Source organism: Streptomyces sp. CA-288835 (assembly GCF_050936385.1).
Lineage (GTDB): Bacteria > Actinomycetota > Actinomycetes > Streptomycetales > Streptomycetaceae > Streptomyces.
The window spans coordinates 4,972,389-4,988,575 of sequence record NZ_JBNJMW010000001.1 but is presented as its reverse complement, the minus strand read 5'-3'; the positions used below and the strand labels follow the sequence as shown (position 1 = coordinate 4,988,575).

At 70.2% G+C, this 16,187-nt stretch carries 12 protein-coding genes and 2 pseudogenes; 11 read left to right on the top strand and 3 right to left on the bottom strand.

Annotated elements, in window-relative coordinates:
• Positions 1–80 precede the first annotated feature (80 nt).
• Positions 81–500 (top strand): annotated as a pseudogene (locus tag ACQEVY_RS22420) (hypothetical protein); the annotation flags it as partial.
• On the opposite strand, the gene ACQEVY_RS22415 reads toward ACQEVY_RS22420, so the two are convergent.
• Positions 498–2,171 (bottom strand): serine/threonine-protein kinase, encoded by a 1,674-nt coding sequence (locus ACQEVY_RS22415; protein ID WP_432955346.1) that lies wholly within the window; start codon positions 2,169–2,171, stop codon positions 498–500. The pseudogene ACQEVY_RS22420 and the gene ACQEVY_RS22415 overlap by 3 nt on opposite strands.
• Before the next feature lie 325 nt (positions 2,172–2,496).
• Between ACQEVY_RS22415 and ACQEVY_RS22410 the strand changes: the two genes are divergently transcribed.
• The 8 genes and pseudogenes from ACQEVY_RS22410 (at position 2,497) to putP (ending at position 12,296) form a co-directional block, all read left to right on the top strand.
• Positions 2,497–2,865, top strand: coding sequence for a hypothetical protein (locus ACQEVY_RS22410; RefSeq protein ID WP_432951200.1), 369 nt, complete (start codon positions 2,497–2,499; stop codon positions 2,863–2,865).
• Positions 2,866–2,964: 99 nt separating this feature from the next.
• Complete coding sequence (locus tag ACQEVY_RS22405; RefSeq protein WP_432951198.1) at positions 2,965–3,648, top strand: ABC transporter ATP-binding protein; 684 nt, start codon at positions 2,965–2,967, stop codon at positions 3,646–3,648.
• 68 nt (positions 3,649–3,716) lie between these two features.
• Positions 3,717–5,732 (top strand): FtsX-like permease family protein, encoded by a 2,016-nt coding sequence (locus ACQEVY_RS22400; RefSeq protein WP_432951196.1) that lies wholly within the window; start codon positions 3,717–3,719, stop codon positions 5,730–5,732.
• Positions 5,733–5,935: 203 nt separating this feature from the next.
• Positions 5,936–6,769 carry an SAM-dependent methyltransferase gene (locus ACQEVY_RS22395; RefSeq protein WP_432951194.1) on the top strand — a complete coding sequence of 278 codons (834 nt, stop codon included), beginning with the start codon at positions 5,936–5,938 and terminating at the stop codon, positions 6,767–6,769.
• The gene (locus ACQEVY_RS22390; RefSeq protein WP_432951192.1) at positions 6,766–7,161 is read left to right on the top strand and encodes a GNAT family N-acetyltransferase; all 396 of its coding nucleotides are present in this window, start codon (positions 6,766–6,768) and stop codon (positions 7,159–7,161) included. The genes ACQEVY_RS22395 and ACQEVY_RS22390 overlap by 4 nt, the downstream gene beginning before the upstream one ends.
• Positions 7,162–7,503: 342 nt before the next feature.
• Positions 7,504–7,860, top strand: coding sequence for a DoxX family protein (locus ACQEVY_RS22385; protein WP_432951190.1), 357 nt, complete (start codon positions 7,504–7,506; stop codon positions 7,858–7,860).
• 230 nt (positions 7,861–8,090) lie between these two features.
• Positions 8,091–10,188 (top strand): annotated as a pseudogene (locus ACQEVY_RS22380) (flavin monoamine oxidase family protein).
• 401 nt (positions 10,189–10,589) lie between these two features.
• Complete coding sequence (gene putP / locus ACQEVY_RS22375) at positions 10,590–12,296, top strand: sodium/proline symporter PutP (RefSeq protein ID WP_432951188.1); 1,707 nt, start codon at positions 10,590–10,592, stop codon at positions 12,294–12,296.
• A gap of 159 nt (positions 12,297–12,455) precedes the next feature.
• Here the strand turns inward: putP and ACQEVY_RS22370 are convergent, their stop codons facing one another.
• Both ACQEVY_RS22370 and ACQEVY_RS22365 read right to left on the bottom strand, forming a co-directional pair.
• Positions 12,456–13,319 carry a DUF2690 domain-containing protein gene (locus ACQEVY_RS22370; RefSeq protein WP_432951186.1) on the bottom strand — a complete coding sequence of 288 codons (864 nt, stop codon included), beginning with the start codon at positions 13,317–13,319 and terminating at the stop codon, positions 12,456–12,458.
• A complete protein-coding gene (locus ACQEVY_RS22365; protein WP_432951184.1) occupies positions 13,316–14,113 on the bottom strand; it encodes a peptidoglycan-binding protein in 798 nt (265 codons plus the stop codon). Before ACQEVY_RS22365 ends, ACQEVY_RS22370 begins: the two co-directional genes overlap by 4 nt.
• A gap of 322 nt (positions 14,114–14,435) precedes the next feature.
• On the opposite strand from ACQEVY_RS22365, the gene ACQEVY_RS22360 reads away from it, so the two are divergent.
• Entirely contained in the window at positions 14,436–14,903 is a 468-nt protein-coding gene (locus ACQEVY_RS22360; protein WP_432951182.1) for a hypothetical protein, read from the top strand.
• Positions 14,904–15,017: 114 nt separating this feature from the next.
• Positions 15,018–16,124, top strand: a complete 1,107-nt coding sequence (locus ACQEVY_RS22355; RefSeq protein WP_432951181.1) for a peptidoglycan-binding domain-containing protein — start codon at positions 15,018–15,020, stop codon at positions 16,122–16,124.
• The last annotated feature ends 63 nt before the right edge of the window (positions 16,125–16,187 follow it).

Below are 16,187 nucleotides of genomic sequence, written 5' to 3'. Positions count from 1 at the left end.
TCAACGCTCCCGTCCGCCGGAAGGAAACCGCCATGAACGCGGCCGATATAGGCACGAGTTCGGCCGCGTCCGTATTGCCCGTGTCGTCGGTGTCGCCTGTATCGCCGGTACGCCCCGGTCCTCTCGCCTCCTTCGCCCGCTTCGTCCTGTGTGGCGGCGGGATCGGAGTCCTCTCCAGTGGTGCTGTGGGGCTGCTGGCCGAGCTGATGCCGTGGGTGTTGGCGAACGCCCTGATCACCGTCGGCTCCACGCTCCTCTGCACGGAGCTGCATGCCCGCTTCACCTTCGGGGCCGGGCGGCGTGCCGGATGGCGTCAGCACTGGCAGTCCGCGGGATCGGCGACGGCCGCCTATTTGGTGACCTGTGCGGCGATGTTCGTTCTGCACACGGTGCAGTCTTCGCCCGGGGTGCTGACCGAGCAGGCCGTGTATCTCAGCGCCTCCGGGCTCGCCGGTATCGGGCGCTTCCTGGTGCTGCGGCTGTACGTCTTCGCCGCCTCAGCCCGTCGTGGTGAAGCCGTCCCTGACCTTGTCGAAGACGGGGCGGAAGGTCGTCCACTGGGCGTCCGGGGCCGAGAGGTAGATGTCGTACTCCTTGGCGCCCTCCCTGCCGTAACCGAGGTTGATGGCGCGGAAGGCCCGGGCGCGGCCCTGGAACGTGAACTCCCATACGGCCGCGGGCTCTCCACGGAACGAGGTCTTCTGCATGCGCAGTTTGCGGTACGTCGGGTAGTTGACCTTGGTGTTGGCCTCGATGTTCTTGAAGTGCTCGACGGGATGCGAGCCGGCGGGGTCCACGACGCCGATCGTGATCTCGGCCTTCTTGGTCGGGTCGACGTACTTGACCTCGTCGGGGGTTTTCCTGGCGGCCGTCCAGTCGTCCGGTACGGGGAAGGCGACGCCGAGGCGCTCGTCGCGGACCAGGTGGTAGCCCTCGGGCACGGGCGGCGGCTTGTACGGCGGTGCGCTGGTCGTACCGGGGCTCGGCGTGGCGTCGTCGGTCGCCCCGCCCTCGTACGCCGTCACGTACAGCGTGCCTGCGACGGCCGCGCCCGCCACCGTCGCGCCCACGGTGCTCCAGAGCAGGGCGCGGCGCTTGCGTCCGCGACCTCGGTCCTCGCCCCGGCTCCGGCTGCGACCGTTCCCGCCGTCGTCCGTCCCGGTGGGCACGCGCGGCGCGTCCGTCGCCTTTGACGCGTCCGACGCCCGGCCCCGACCGGTTGCGGAGCCCGTCGCGGAACCGGTCGCGGAGCCCGTGACAGACCCCGACCCCGAACCAGTCCGTGTGCCCGTACCCGCGAACGCATGCACCTCCGTCGGCTCCCCGGCCCGTACGGTCCGCAGCGCCCGCTCCGTCTGTTCCGCCGTAGGCCGCTCGTCCGGGTCCTTGACCAGCAAGGCCTCGATCAGCGGCTCCAGCGGACCGGCCTGCGTCATCGGGCCCAGGGGGTCGGTGGCGATGGCGTACGCCGTCTCCATCGCCGTGTCCTTGCGGAACGGTGGCCGTCCCTCCAGCGCCTGGTGGAGCGTGGCGCCCAGCGCCCACAGGTCCGAGGCCGGTCCGGGGGTGTGGCCCCGCATCCGCTCGGGCGCCATGTAGTCGATCGAACCGACCATCTCGCCGGTCTTCGTCAGCGTCGAGGTGCCGTCCGTCATGGCGATACCGAAGTCGGTGAGGACCACGCGGTCGTCGTGGGCGAGCAGTACGTTGCCGGGCTTGACGTCGCGGTGCAGCACTCCGGCGGCGTGGGCGGCGCGCAGGGCGGCGATCATGCCGAGGCCGATCCGGGCCGCCTCCTCGGGCGTCAGGGTCCGGTCGTCCTTGAGCAGGTCACCGAGGGTGACCGAGGGGACGTACTCCATGACGATGCAGGGCAGCCCGTCGTCGTCCACGACGTCGTGCACGACGACCACGTTGGGGTGGGTGATACGGGCCGCGCTGCGCGCCTCGCGCCGCATGCGCTCGTACAGCGTGGCGAGCTCGTCGTCGGACAGGTGGTGATGCGCGTGCAGTCGCTTCAGCGCGATCTGGCGGCCCAGGACCTCGTCCTCGGCGCGCCATACCGTGCCCATGCCGCCCCGGCCGATCCGTTCGGCCAGCCGGTAGCGCCCGGCGATGAGCCGTCCCTCGTCCGACACGTCCCAGCCTCCGCCAACCTTGTTCACGTACATCACGTACATCACGTTCGATTTGCTTCGCCACGATAGCTGTCGCGCAGGACGCGGCCACGACCGCGCGCACGTGGCCAAGAGCACATGAACCCCGGGGCGTCCGCGGCCGTCCGGCCCTCTGCGGTCACCGTAAGTGAGGGCCGTCGGCGTGAGCCTCGGCCGAATGGCCGAGGAGCCGCCGCGTGAAGGCCGACGGCTTCTGACCGTTCGGCTGAGGCGCGCGCCCGGGCCCGCGGGCGAGAGTGGAGCCACTTCCTCCCCACGGCCAGCAGGGACCAGCCCCCGGCCAACTGGGGCTTCATTCCTCTGAGTTCAGGAGTACGTCATGCAGCGCAAGGCCCTTGTCAGCCTCGTCGGTGGGGCGGCCGCCGTGGTCGCCGTCGGCGGTATCGGCACCTATCTGCTGGCCGGCACCGAGTCCACCACCGCTCTCGACCACCCCACGATGGAAGCGAAGGTGGACGGTCACAAGGCGCTCTCCGGCACCATCGTCGGCGCCCGTACCGAGAACAAGTACCACCCGCTGCCCTGGGTCGGCAGCGAGGTGTCCGGGGTGAGCTGCCCGGATCTGAAGGCCGTGACCGGGACCAAGGTGACCTGCACCGGCAAGGGCGAAGACGGCAAGAAGGTGTCCATTCCCGTGTCCGTGGTGAAGGCGTCGGACTCGTCCGTCACCTGGAAGTTCGAGCGCTGACAAGCCGGCCGGGGGGCCGACCGAACAGCCACCCGACCCCCACCCCGATCGCCCGCCCCGATCACGCATCCGATCCCCATCCGAGAGGGCAGACGCATCATGAGCACCGTCCTGGCCGGTTACGGCCTCATCAAGAAGTACGGCTCCACCATGGCCCTCGCGGGCGTGGACGTGGAGGTCCGCGAGCGCGACTCCCTGGCGATCATGGGGCCGTCGGGTTCCGGTAAGTCGACGCTCCTGCATGTCCTCGCCGGGGTCATCCGCCCCGATGGCGGCCAGGTGATGCTGGGCGACGAGCGCATCGACAACCTCGGCGAGAACCGGCTCAGCGCCCTGCACCGTAAGCGCTTCGGCTTCGTCTTCCAGTTCGGCCAGCTGCTGCCGGAGCTGCCCGCCGAGGAGAACGTCGCGCTGCCGCTGATGCTGGAGGGTGTGCCGCGTAAGGCGGCCGTCGAGCGGGCCCGCCGCTGGTTCGCGCCGCTCGGGCTCGAAGGCCTGGAGCGCCGCCGCCCCGGTCAGCTGTCCGGCGGCCAGGCGCAGCGGGTCGCCATCGCCCGCGCGCTCGTCGTCGAACCGGACGTGGTCTTCGCCGACGAGCCGACCGGCGCCCTGGACCAGAACACCAGCACCGAAGTCATCCAGCTCCTCACCTCCGTGACCCGCGCCCAGGGCGCCGCCCTGGTCATGGTCACGCACGACGCGGACGTCGCCGCCCACTGCCACCGGATCCTCCAGGTACGGGACGGCCGGATCAGCAACTACAGCCAGTACACGGTGGCTTGACCGCCCAGCCCACCCCAGGGGACCGCGAGTAGCCGGTCACCCGCCGATGCCACCCTCCCGGAGACCCCATGCGTTCCCCCGTCCTGCCCCTGACCTGGCACCTTGCCCGGGCGTCCGGTCGTCGTGGCCTGCAGAGCCAGTTGCTGGCTGCTGTGGTCGCCGCCGTCAGCGCGTTTGTGCTGTTGATGATGATCGCCGTCAGTCTCGGTTCCGGCGAGCGCGCCGACCGCACTGACTGGCGTACGCCCGACGCCGTACCGGCGAAGCAGGCCACCGCCGTCCAGGCGCTCGCCACAACGTACGTACGCCACAAGCCCGTCACCGTCGTCTCGCTGGCCCAGTTGCCCGACCACAAGGCCACGCCCGCGCCGCCCGGCCTGAGCGGCTTCCCGAAGCGGGGCGATGTGTACGTATCCCCGGCGCTGGCCGAGTTGATGCGCGAGCTGCCCGCGAACCAGCTGGCCGACCGGCTCCCGAAGCCCGCGTCGTACGGCACGATCGGCGCGGCCGGTCTCGCCTCGCCCGACGAACTCGTCGCCGTCGTGGGACGGGCGCCGTCCGACCCGGCGGTGTCCAAGGCGGCCGAGGGCGGCAACTTCTTCGACGAGGGGCAGACCGAGCGCGCCGAGGTCGCCGGATTCGGCTCCACCAGGGCGAGCCTGTTCACCTCCTTCGACCAGCAGATGGCCGTACTCGGCGTGGCCCTGCTGGTGATGCCCGTGATCGTGCTGGCCGCGGCCGCCGGACGGCTGGGCGCGGCCCGGCGTGAGCAGCGGCTCGCCGCACTGCGGCTGGCCGGGGCGACCCCGCGGCAGATCATCGCCATGACGGCCGCCGAGGCGGCGGCCGTGGGCGGGGCCGGAGCCCTGACGGGCGCCCTCGCATACGTGGCGCTGCTGCCCGCCCTCGCCGAGATCCCGTACGGCGTCGGCGGCTGGTACACGGGTCAACTGTGGGTGGGCCTGCCCTGGTTCGCGGCCGTGGTGCTCGCGGTGACCGCGCTCATCACCGTCAGCGCGGTCACGATGCTGCGCCAGGTCGCGACCTCCCCGCTGGGCGTCGCCCAGCAGGCCAACCCGCGCCGCACCCGCATGATCCGGCTCGTACTGTTCGCCGGGACGCTGGGCTACGTCTTCTTCACCACGAAGGGCGGCCAGCTCGGTCCCCGCCAGATGCTCGCGCTGCTGGCGCTGTTCTACGGCGCGTTCTGGGTCTTCGGCCCCTGGGTCGTGGACCGGCTGGGCCGCGTCGTGGGCCGTTACGCCCGCCGCCCGGCGACTCTGCTGGCGGCCCGCCGGCTCAGCGACGACCCGAGCGGCGCCTGGCGCACCGTCAGCGGCCTGGTCCTGGCCGGCTTCGTCGCCGGGTTCTTCTCGGTCAGCCAGCTGCAGTTCGACGGTGGCCCCGACCGGCAGGGCCAGGTCGCGGTGCTGACCGCGGACTCCGCGGCCACCCAGCGCGCCGTCACCGAAGCCCGCACGCTGCTGCGCGAGGCGGGCGTCAAGGCCACGGTCACCGCCCCGTCCGAGGACGACTACTTCACCCTGCTGAGCGGCAGCCCGGGCCTGATCGCCCACGTCTCGGGCGGCGAGGACCAACTGGACGCCGCCGCCACCGCGTTGACCCCCGTCGCCGCAGGCCGGCCGCCGTTCACCCAGGACTACGCCGGCGCCTTCGACAACGTCCCCGTGAACCGCATCGGCGTGGTCAGCACCGCCACCCTGGCCATGAGCTTCCTGGTCGCCGCCGTCTCCGCCGGCCTGACCGCCGCCGCGAACGTCCTCGACCGCCGCCGCGTCTACGGCCTCCTGCGCCTGGCCGGCACCCCCCTCAAGCTCCTGGACCGCGCCCGCACCCGCGAAACCGCCCTCCCCCTGGCCGTTCTGGCCGGCGGCACCACCGGGATGGGCGTCTACGGAGCCTTCCAGTTCAACGAGGCGTTCGGCAGCACGATCAACGCCTCCGGCGCCCTGCAACTGACCCTCTGCGTGACGGTAGGCACCCTCGCGATGCTCGCCACGATCGCCGCCAGCAGGCCACTGTTGCGCAGGGTCACGGCGAATCCGGCGCAGACGGCGGACTGAGATGGATTGGGGTGGATTGACGCAGGCTGACGCGGATAGATGACTGGCGGACGGTGAGGGCCCGTGCCCTCGCCGTCCGCCGCGCTTGTCGTCTCAACTCGGCGCTGCGCAACGGAAGTTGTTCGGGTTAGCCTCGGTAAGCCCGCGCCGCCCGCGGTATCCGACCCGCCACGGGCGGCTGGACCGACGGGGAGGAGTCCGACATGAGCGCCACCGATCTCACGGATCTCACGGATCTGCGTACTGATCAGCCGCACAGCGCCCGCATGTACGACTACTACCTCGGGGGCCGCGACAACTACGCCGCCGACCGCGCCGCCGCCGGCCGGGCCATCGCCGCCTTCCCGAGCATCATCGTCATCGCCCGCACCAACCGCGTATGGATGCACCGAGCCACCCGCTACCTGGCGGAACAGGGCATACGCCAGTTCCTGGACATCGGCACCGGCATCCCCACCAGCCCGAACCTCCACGAGATCGCGCAGGAAGTCGCGCCCGACTCCCGTGTGGTCTACGTCGACCGCGACCCGATCGTCCGCGCCCAGTCCGCCCGCCTCCTGAACGGCACCCCCGAGGGCCGTACGGCATACGTGGAAGCAGACGCCGCCGACCCCACCGCACTCCTAGCCACCCCGGCCCTGACCGCCACCCTCGACCTGACCCGCCCGATAGCCCTCAGCCTGAACGCCGTCCTCCACTTCTTCCCCGACGCCCGAGACCCATACGCCCTGGTCGCCCATCTGATGCAAGCCCTGGCCCCCGGCTCCCACCTGGTCCTGTCCCACGTCACAGCGGACTTCGACCCCGAGGGCATCGACCGCGCGATCCAGGTGTACGCCTCCGCCGGCATCCCGGCCCAAGCCCGCACCAAGCCAGAAGTCGAACGCTTCCTGGACGGCCTGGAGCCCATCCCACCCGGCGTGGCCCTACCCCACCGCTGGAACACGGACGGCCAGGCCGAGTCCAGCAGAGTAACGGCCGACATCTCAGACGCCGAGGTCTCCTGCTACGTCGCGATGGCCCGCAAGCCGTCATGACGATCACGTACGAGTGGCGGGGCGACTTCGACAACGCGGCTCTCAACGCGTTGCATGCGGTGGGATTCGACCACCGGCCCATGGATGTCGATTGGCTGGGCCGGGTACGGCGCCACAGCCTCGGCTGGGTCTGTGCACGCCATGGCGGTGACCTCGTTGGCTTCGTGAACGTCGCGTGGGACGGCGGCGTCCACGCGTTCATCCTGGACACCGTGGTCGCACTCGGCCACCGCCACTCCGGGATCGGAGCGGGGCTCGTCGCCGAGGCCGCCCGACAGGCCCGTACGGCCACATGCGAATGGCTGCACGTCGACTTCGAGGACGACCTGCGGTCGTTCTACTTCGACGCCTGCGGGTTCAAGCCGACTGCCGCGGGTCTCATCGCGCTCTGAGCTGTGGCGGTCGACCGCGGGTGCGGTTGGTGATCCTGTCGGGGCTGGGCAGCCGGGTATGCGGTCGCGGGAATGTGACAGTGCGGCCCTGCACTGTCACATTCCCGTGAACAGGCCCCTGGCTGGGGAGGGTTCGCACCACGTCCAGGCACGACAGGGGCCGCTCGGTCGGGGGGCCTGCGGAGCTCAGACGGGGAACGTGTCGTGATCAAGGACGGGGCCCGGTGAGGTCTTTGACCCAGATCAACTGATGTCACAGACCGAGTCGCCGGCTCGTCATCCAGAGATCGGCATTCCACAACGGGGCGCCCAGCAACATCGTCCCCACAGAGCGGAGAGAACGTGTTCGTCGCCTTCGTCACGGTCACCATCCTCGGCGCGATTTTCAACGGTGCCGCCGCCGTCACGTACCTGATCGGCCATGAATACCCCAAGACCCAGGCGGACATGAAGGGCATACCTCGGAAGTATGTACCGGTGCTGGGCACGTTGCTGGCAGCGGGCACCGTGGGGCTGCTGGCCGGGCTCGCCGTGCCGCTACTGGGAACTCTCGCCGCCTCCGGCCTCGTGCTGTACTTCATCGGCGCAATCGTCGCCCACCGGAGGGTGGGCTCTCGCGACATCGTGGGCGGGATCGCGTTCCTGGCCACAGCGGTGGCCGCCCTCACCCTGGGCCTGCTCCACCACGGCCCCTCGTAACCCGCGGGATCCACAAGGTCTGTGCCCGCCACCACAGTGACCGTCGCCGTGGCGGAAGCACAATGCAAACCTCGGGTGCCTGATCGGTGATGGTGTTCAGGGTCGTGACGAGGTGTTACATGCGCTCGGGCAGTGGGCGTGGCGGGGGTCGCACCTCGTGCGCTCGCACGTTCAGGTGATCAACCGGGATCGTGTTGTTGGGCGTACGGTGGCGCGCTTATCCAGGACGTATGGATGAACTCCGCACCGCAGCCAGCCCTCATCGTCCGTTCTCCCGGCGGGAGTTCACGGCCAGTGTCACCGCTGTGGCCGGTACCGCCGCGACCGCGGCAGCGCTCGGTCCGGCTGCGGCGGGCGAGGCCGTCGCCGCGCCCGCCCAGCCTCAACATGCGGCCGCCGGGCCTCAACAGGCGCCTGCGCCCTGCCCGCCCAGATCCACCGCCGACTGGGCCACCTGTCTCGCCGTCGCCCGTGCGCTGCTGGTCGTCGACGACGACAACCAGCCGCTCGTGCCGACGTACCGGAAAATCCTCAACTCGGGTCTGCCCCGCCCGAAGACCAAGGACCCCAAGAAGGTCCTGGTCGTCGGTGCGGGACCGGCCGGGCTCGTGGCTGCCTGGCTGCTGAAGCGGGCCGGGCATGACGTGACGCTGCTGGAGGCCAACGGGAATCGGGTCGGTGGGCGGATCAAGACCTTCCGCACCGGCGGGCACGAGCAGGCGGCGCAGCCGTTTGCTGATGCGCGGCAGTATGCCGAGGCCGGGGCCATGCGCATCCCCGGTAGCCATCCGCTGGTGATGAGTCTCATCGACCAACTCGGGCTCGAGAAGCGGCGGTTCCACCTTGTGGACGTCGACGGTGAGGGCAAGGCCGTCAACAACGCCTGGCTGCACGTCAACGGCATCCGCGTACGCCGCGCCGAGTACGCCAAGGCGCCGCGCAAGGTCAACCGGTCCTTCGGGGTGCCGCGGAAGTACTGGGACACGCCGTCCGCCAAGATTCTGCGCGACGCCCTCGACCCCGTACGCGACGAGTTCAGTACGGCCGGTCCTGACGGTAAGCGCGTGGACAAGCCCATGCCCGAGCGGGTGCGAGGCTGGGCGCGGGTGATCCGGCGGTACGGGGACTGGTCGATGTACCGGTTCCTGACCGAGGGGGCAGGCCTCGACGAGCGCACCATCGATCTCGTCGGCACCCTGGAGAACCTGACCTCACGGCTGCCGCTGTCCTTCGTGCACAGCTTCATCAGTCAGTCGCTGATCAGCCCGGACACCGAGTTCTGGGAGCTGGCCGGCGGCACGGCGACGCTCCCGGACGCGCTGCTGCGGGAGGTACGCGACCTGCTGCGCCTCGACCGGCGTGCGACGCACATCGAGTACTGGGATCCGGAACGGGACAGCGACACATCACATGTCCGCTCGAGCGGCCCGCACGTATGGATCGACACCGTGTCCGAGGGGAGGGACGGCAAGGTCGTACGGGAGGAGTTCACCGGTGACCTCGCGATCGTCACCGTGCCGTTCTCCGGGCTGCGGCAGGTGCAGGTCCGCCCGCTGATGTCGTACGGCAAACGCCGTGCCGTCGCCGAGCTGCACTACGACAGCGCGACCAAGGTGCTGCTCGAATTCGCCCGCCGCTGGTGGGAGTTCGAGGAAGGGGACTGGAAGCGGGAGCTCGAGGCCGTACGTCCCGGGCTGTACGAGGAGTACCGGCGCGGTAAGGCGCCCGCCGACGGGAGTTTGCTCGGCGCGCATCCGTCGGTGCCGTCCGGACACATCAGCGACGCGCAGCGCGCCCTCCCCCACGCTCGAACCGGCTTCGCTCGGCTCGCGCGGGGGCACCCCCATCTCCGCCAACCGCTGGGCGGCCGGCCGCGATCAGCCCGAGGCGGCGCACATCATCGGCGGCGGCTCCGTCTCCGACAACTCCAACCGCTTCATGATCAACCCCTCCCACCCGGTCCCCGGCAGCAAGGGCGGCGTCGTCCTCGCCTCCTACAGCTGGGCCGACGACGCCTCCCGCTGGGACTCCCTCGACGACGATGCCCGCTATCCGCATGCGCTGCGCGGACTTCAGCAGGTGTACGGGCAGCGCCTCGAGGTCTTCTATACGGGAGCCGGGCGCACCCAGAGCTGGCTCCGCGATCCGTACGCGTACGGCGAGGCGTCCGTTCTCCTGCCCGGCCAGCACACCGAACTCCTCGCCGCCATCCGCGCTCCCGAGGGGCCGTTGTACTTCGCCGGCGATCACACGTCGGTCAAGCCGTCGTGGATCGAGGGGGCGTTGGAGTCGGGCGTACGGGCGGCACTCGAGGTGCACCTGGCCTGACTGTTCCGTGTGGGTGGGGAGGCTGTTGCAGGGAAATGTGACACTTGGCCCTTCAAGTGTCACATTTCCGCGCAACAGCCTCCCCACCCCCCGGCTCGCGGCTCAGCGGCGGCGCCGTGGCCTCCGGGCCCCCGCCACCTGCCACAACCTTCCGCCCAACCCTCTGCACAAACTTCTGCACAAACTTCGAAGGATCTTCGCAACCGCGTATCCCCGCTGCACCCCGCCGTATGCCCGTCACAATCCGGAACCGATGGGGCCGCTTGCCCCCTTCAGTGCTCTCGCCGATACGGACCGTAGCCCCTACACTGCGCCGTTCCGGCCCGAAAAGGTGAGCTGTGCGCACCTTTGGCATATGCCGCCGTGGGTGCGCTCGTCGCCGTATCGCAGGGAGAAAGTGCATGATCACCCTGACCATCCCAGCCATGATCACCTTTGGAGTATTTCTGATCGCGATGGTCATGATCGGGGTGATGGCTCACGGAGAGACCAGCACCTTCGAAGACTTCTCCGTCGGCGGACGCCGGCTCAGCGCACCGGTGGCCGCCCTGTCCGCCGGAGCGAGCGACATGTCCGGCTGGCTGTTCCTGGGCCTCCCCGGCGCCGTGTACATGACCGGGATAGGGGCGACGTGGATCGCGGTCGGCCTGATCATCGGTACGTATCTGAACTGGCGGCTCGTCGCGCCCCGCCTGCGCACCTACACCGAGCAGGCCGGCAACTCCGTAACCCTGTCCTCGTATCTGGAGGAACGTTTCGAGGACCGCAGCCACGTGCTGCGCTCGCTCTCGGCCGTCGTCACGGTCGTGTTCTTCACCGTCTACGTCGCCAGCGGACTGGTCGCCGGCGGCCTGCTCTTCAACGAGATCTTCGGCGCCGACTTCGAGACCGGGCTCACCATCTTCGCCGTGGTGATCGTCGTCTACACCATCCTCGGCGGCTTCACGGCCCTGAGCATCACGCACTCCGTCCAGGGCGCCCTGATGTTCCTCGCGGCGGTCGCCCTCCCCCTGATCGCCCTCTGGAAGGCAGGCGGCCCCGGCGCCGTGAACGACGCGATCCGCGACGCGAGCCCGGCGCTGCTCGACCCGGCCGCCGAGGCATCGTTCGCGGACAACGTATGGACGACCGGCGGCCCGCTCGGCACCATCGCGATGATCTCCCTCCTCGCCTGGGGCCTCGGCTACTTCGGCCAGCCCCACATCCTGAGCCGCTTCATGAGCATCCGCGGCACCGCCGACATACCGCGGGCCCGCCGCCTTGGCGTGGGCTGGGCGGCCGTCGTACTGGCGGGCGCCTCGTTCATCGGCCTGGCCGGGATCGCCGTACTCCCCGACCCCCTCGACAACCCCGAGACCGTCTTCATCGAACTGGCCACCCGCCTCGTCAACCCCTGGATCGCCGGAATCCTGCTGGTCGCCGTACTGGCCGCGATCAAATCCACGGTGGACAGCCAGCTCCTGGTCTCGGCCACCTCCCTCACCGAGGACTTCTACCGGGCGTTCATCAACCGCCGGGCCTCCGACACCTCGCTCCTGCTCGTCGCCCGGCTGAGCGTGGTGGCCGTCGCGGTCGTCGCGTACGTCATCGCCCTCAGCGGCGGCGCGGTGCTCGACATCGTCGCGTACGCCTGGGCCGGCTTCGGCGCCGCCTTCGGCCCGGTCGTCCTCCTCTCCCTGTACTGGCCCGGAATGACGGCGGCCGGAGCGAAGGCCGGCATGGTGACCGGCGCCCTGACGGTCTTCTTGTGGGACGACATCGACCCACTCCTCGGCCCGCTGGAGACGGGCATCTACGAGATGGTCCCGGGCGTGCTGGCCGCCACGGCCGCGGCCGTCATCTTCGGCCGGTACGCCGGCCGTACTCCGGCCCGCACCTGGAAGGGCACGATGGAGCATGCGACGCCGATGCCGCGGGTGGGGCAGCCGGAGACGGCGACGGCTTATGACGCGGCGCAGGGTTACGGGGCGGGGGGTTATGGCTCGGCGGGTGGTTACGGTCCGGCGGGCGGCTACGGCACGGGGGCGTACGGGACTCCGGGCTACGACGCACCGGACTACGGCCCTTCGCAGGGGGCGCCGCAGAGTCAGGACTGGTGGCGCTCGTAGCGCTTTGCACTGATTCGGGACCCGGCTTGGTGAGGGCGCAGTCCCTGTGTATACGGGACTTATCAGTCGGGCCCGCCGGTCGGCGGCGGCGCGCGTGGTCGCTGAGTACGTACCACTGCACCCGACGTGGGGTACCAGGGCGACGGCATCCGGCGCCGTTCAAGTGGGCGGCCGGGTCGTGGTGACGGCCCCGCCCACGCGGGCCTCGATGCACTCCTGTTCGCCGTCGGCCGACGCGGGCCGGAAGCAAGCGCGGACGGTGCTGCCGCGACGGACCTCGGTCATCTCCGTATAGATGAAGGTTGCCGCGTCGTCCTTGTTCTTGATGCGCACGCTGTGGGTCGGGCCGCCTGCCGTGACGTCCAGCCGGTCGCCGATCGCGGTCCCCCAGGTCCGGGCCCAGCTCGCGCCGCACTTCTTGCTGTGGCGCAGCTCGACGTAGGCGCCGGTGGCCGTGCGGTGCGAGGCGAGGGTCTCGGGGCCGATACCGCAGATCAGGCGCATCGGGTCCCGGCCCTCGCAGGCGGCTCCGTGGCATTCGGGAGCGAGGGAGAACGGCACGGAGGCCGGCGGCGGTCCGTCCTCCTGAGCCTCCGAGTCCGCCAGCAGGAGGAACAGCAGGGCCGCGGCACCACCGACGATCACGGTGTACGCCGACGCCAGCACCACCAGGAGCCTGCCCCTGTGGAGTCGCCGCCACCCGGTCCCGGCGGGCGGCGTCGACTCCTGAGGATGTGGCCGCGGCGATTCGTCCGCGGCAGGCTCGGGTGCGGGGGTCGCCGCGCGTCCGCTCCAGTGCGACTCGGCGATCTCCCACAGGGCCAGCAGCCGCCCGTCCGGTTCGTTCGCGAGCCGGCACAGTTCCTGTACGGCCTGGCGTGGAGGCAGGCTCTTGCCGTTGAGGTAACGCTCCCAGGAGGACTTGCTGTACGTCGTCCGCTCCGCCAGCGCCGCCAGGCTCAGCCCCGCACCGGCCCGCAGCTCCCGCAGCGCCGCGGCCAACCGGGTGTGTTCCGCGGTCACTTCGCATCCGCCGACCGCAGGGCCTGCCAGGTGGGCGGGTCGATGACTCCGTTCACGATCAGCCCGTTCTGCTTCTGCATGCGCTCGACCGCCCGCCGCGTCTTCGGGCCGAAGACGCCGTCGATCTCCCCTGGTGCGGTGCCCGCCCGCTGCAACAGGCACTGCGCCTCGGCCACTTCGAGCCCCACCTGGGCGTTGGACAGGAGGACGTCCGTGGTCCGGCTCAGGCCCGCGTTCCAGCGGCCGTCACGCTGCTCAAGGCGGCAGGTGTAGATGACCGGCACCAGGGACGCCGACACGGTGGCCGGGGCCGTCGCGGCAACATCGCTGCGGTCGTGCGCGAGTTGGGCGCGGGCCTCGGTGAGCCGCACGGCCAGCAGCAGCGCCGCGGAGACGGACAGCACCGTGACCACGGCTCCCGCCGTGACCGCGGCGCGCAGGTGACGCCGGTACGGCTGCTGCTCCGTGGCGGGTTGTGCCGGTGTCGCGGAAGAGTCCTCGGCGGCGTCGGTGGTGACCACCCGTCCCTCCGCCCAGCGTTGGGCGGCGATCTCGTGCATCACCAGCAGCCGGGGCGGATCGTCACCGCCGACGCGGGCCATCGCCTCGACGGCCTCCCGGGGCGGCAGAGACCTGCCGTTCAGATACCGCTGCCAGGACTTTGCGCTGTACCCGGTCTTCGTAGCCAGTTGACGGGTACTCAGTTCGCTGCGGTCCTTCAGTCTGCGCAATCGCACGATCAACTGGTGGACGTGTGGATGCAGTTCAGCAGGCAGCTCTTTCCAACGCGACATGTTTCCCCCGCTCGCGCCGGGGACCGCGATCCCGGCCCCCGTGTCCCGGGCTCATTCTGCATCAGCTGTCACGGGGATCACAGCGCAGGATCGCGCCCTGGTACGACCCCGCCCTGGCACCGAATCAGCAATTCCCCTTCGGGACAGTCCCGCCGCAGGGACTCGGCGAGCGGCATCTCAGCAGGTCAGCATGCGGGACGTCCCGGGACGAGGTCACTTCTGCGTCGGCTGTGGCCGAGCAAGGCGCGGAACCCGCAGTCTCGTTGCCGGAGCCGGCCGGTGCGGTCGGCTCCGCCCACGACACCTCACCAGGAGTGACCCCATGAAGCTGAAGCTGAACAGGAAGCTGTCGGCGACCCTGCTCACCGCCGGTCTGGCCGCGACCCTGACCCCGCTGACCATCGCGCCCGCCTCGGCCGCCAGCATGCACGGCTGCACGTACCCGCGTGTGTGTCTGTACGACGGCTCCTTCCAGAACGGACGCATCTTCAGCTCGTACCAGGACACCTCCTACCAGGGCGTCATCGGCGGAGGGAACCGGGCGGACGCGGTCGTCAACACCCGTAACGACGACTCCGTCTGGCTGATCGACCAGGGCGCCTCCCCGGACGCGTACATCTGCATCCCGCGGAACACCGCCGCCAACCTCGGCAACTACGCCCACCCCAACGGCGGCACCTGGGCGAACGACGTCGATGTCGTCAAGATCTGGGGCGACCCCGATGACGGGAAGTGCAGCGGAACCTTCCAGGTGCAGCAGGGGCGCGTCGCCGACGGCTGGCGTCCCTGACACACGCGGCCCGTCCTCCTTCGGGGGAGAGGACGGGCCGCGTGCGTCCCCTCCTCTCCGCCCAGTGACCCGTACGAAACCACCCACCGCAAACAAACGGAATACGGGGAAATCATGTCTCTTCGCAGCCGACTCGCGCGCCGCGCGCGGGTCACTCTCATAGGCGCCGCCGCCGGAGGTGTCGCGGCCGCAATCGCCGTCACACCGTCGCTCGCCGACACCGGCACCGACTCCTCGAGGCTGGCGACGGTCGCCGCCCAGAAGGAGATCGGCTACGGGCCGGAGCCCGAGGCCGACAGCAAGCTCGTCACCCAGGTCGGCGAGCCGTCGACCATGGCCACGGCCGCGGCCACGCTCTCGCCCGACACGATGATCAACCGGGCCCGTACCTGGCTCACGGCCAACAACGGAAACCCGGTCCCCTACAGCATGGAGCGCAACTGGACGGACGGCTACCGCCAGGACTGCTCCGGCTATGTCTCCATGGCGCTCGGGCTGGGGAAGCCCGGCCTGAACACCGTCGGGCTCGCCGACTCGAGTGTCACCACGCGGCTCAGCAGCACGAGTCAGCTCAAGAAGGGTGACCTGCTGATCGACTACAGCACCACGGACGGCGACTTCCGTCACGTAGTGATCTTCGAGAAGTGGGCCAACTCGTCGCACAGCGCCTACTGGGCGTACGAACAGCGCGGTACGTACGGCACGACCCACCGGCAGCTCAGTTACGGAATCGGCAGCGACAACTACGACCCCTTCCGCCCGGTCAAGCTGGGTGATGGCGGTGGCGGTGGCGGCGGGGAGGCCCCGTCCCCCGGTGCCTCCTGGCCGATCCTCCAGAACGGTTCCGAAGGTGCGGACGTACGGTCCGCCCAGCAGCTGCTGACCGCGCACGGCTACAGGCTCGAGGCCGACGGCATCTTCGGCCCGGACACCCGCTCGGCGGTGACCCAGTTCCAGAGGTCCAAGTCCCTGGCCGCTGACGGCGTCATCGGCCCGGACACCTGGTCAAAGCTGATCAAGACGGTGCAGTACGGCTCGTCCGGCCAGGCGGTGGCGGCAGCGCAGACGCAGCTGAACGTCTACGGCTACGGCCTCACGGCCGACGGCGAGTTCGGCGCGAAGACGAAGTCGGCGACGGAAGCCTTCCAGCAGAACCACGACTTGCAGGTCGACGGCATCATCGGCCCGAACACCTGGCGCACCCTACTCGGCACCCGCTGACCCGACCGCTCCCGCCAACCACCCGACGGCTCCTTCCCACTGCACCCGCAGCGGGAAGGAGCC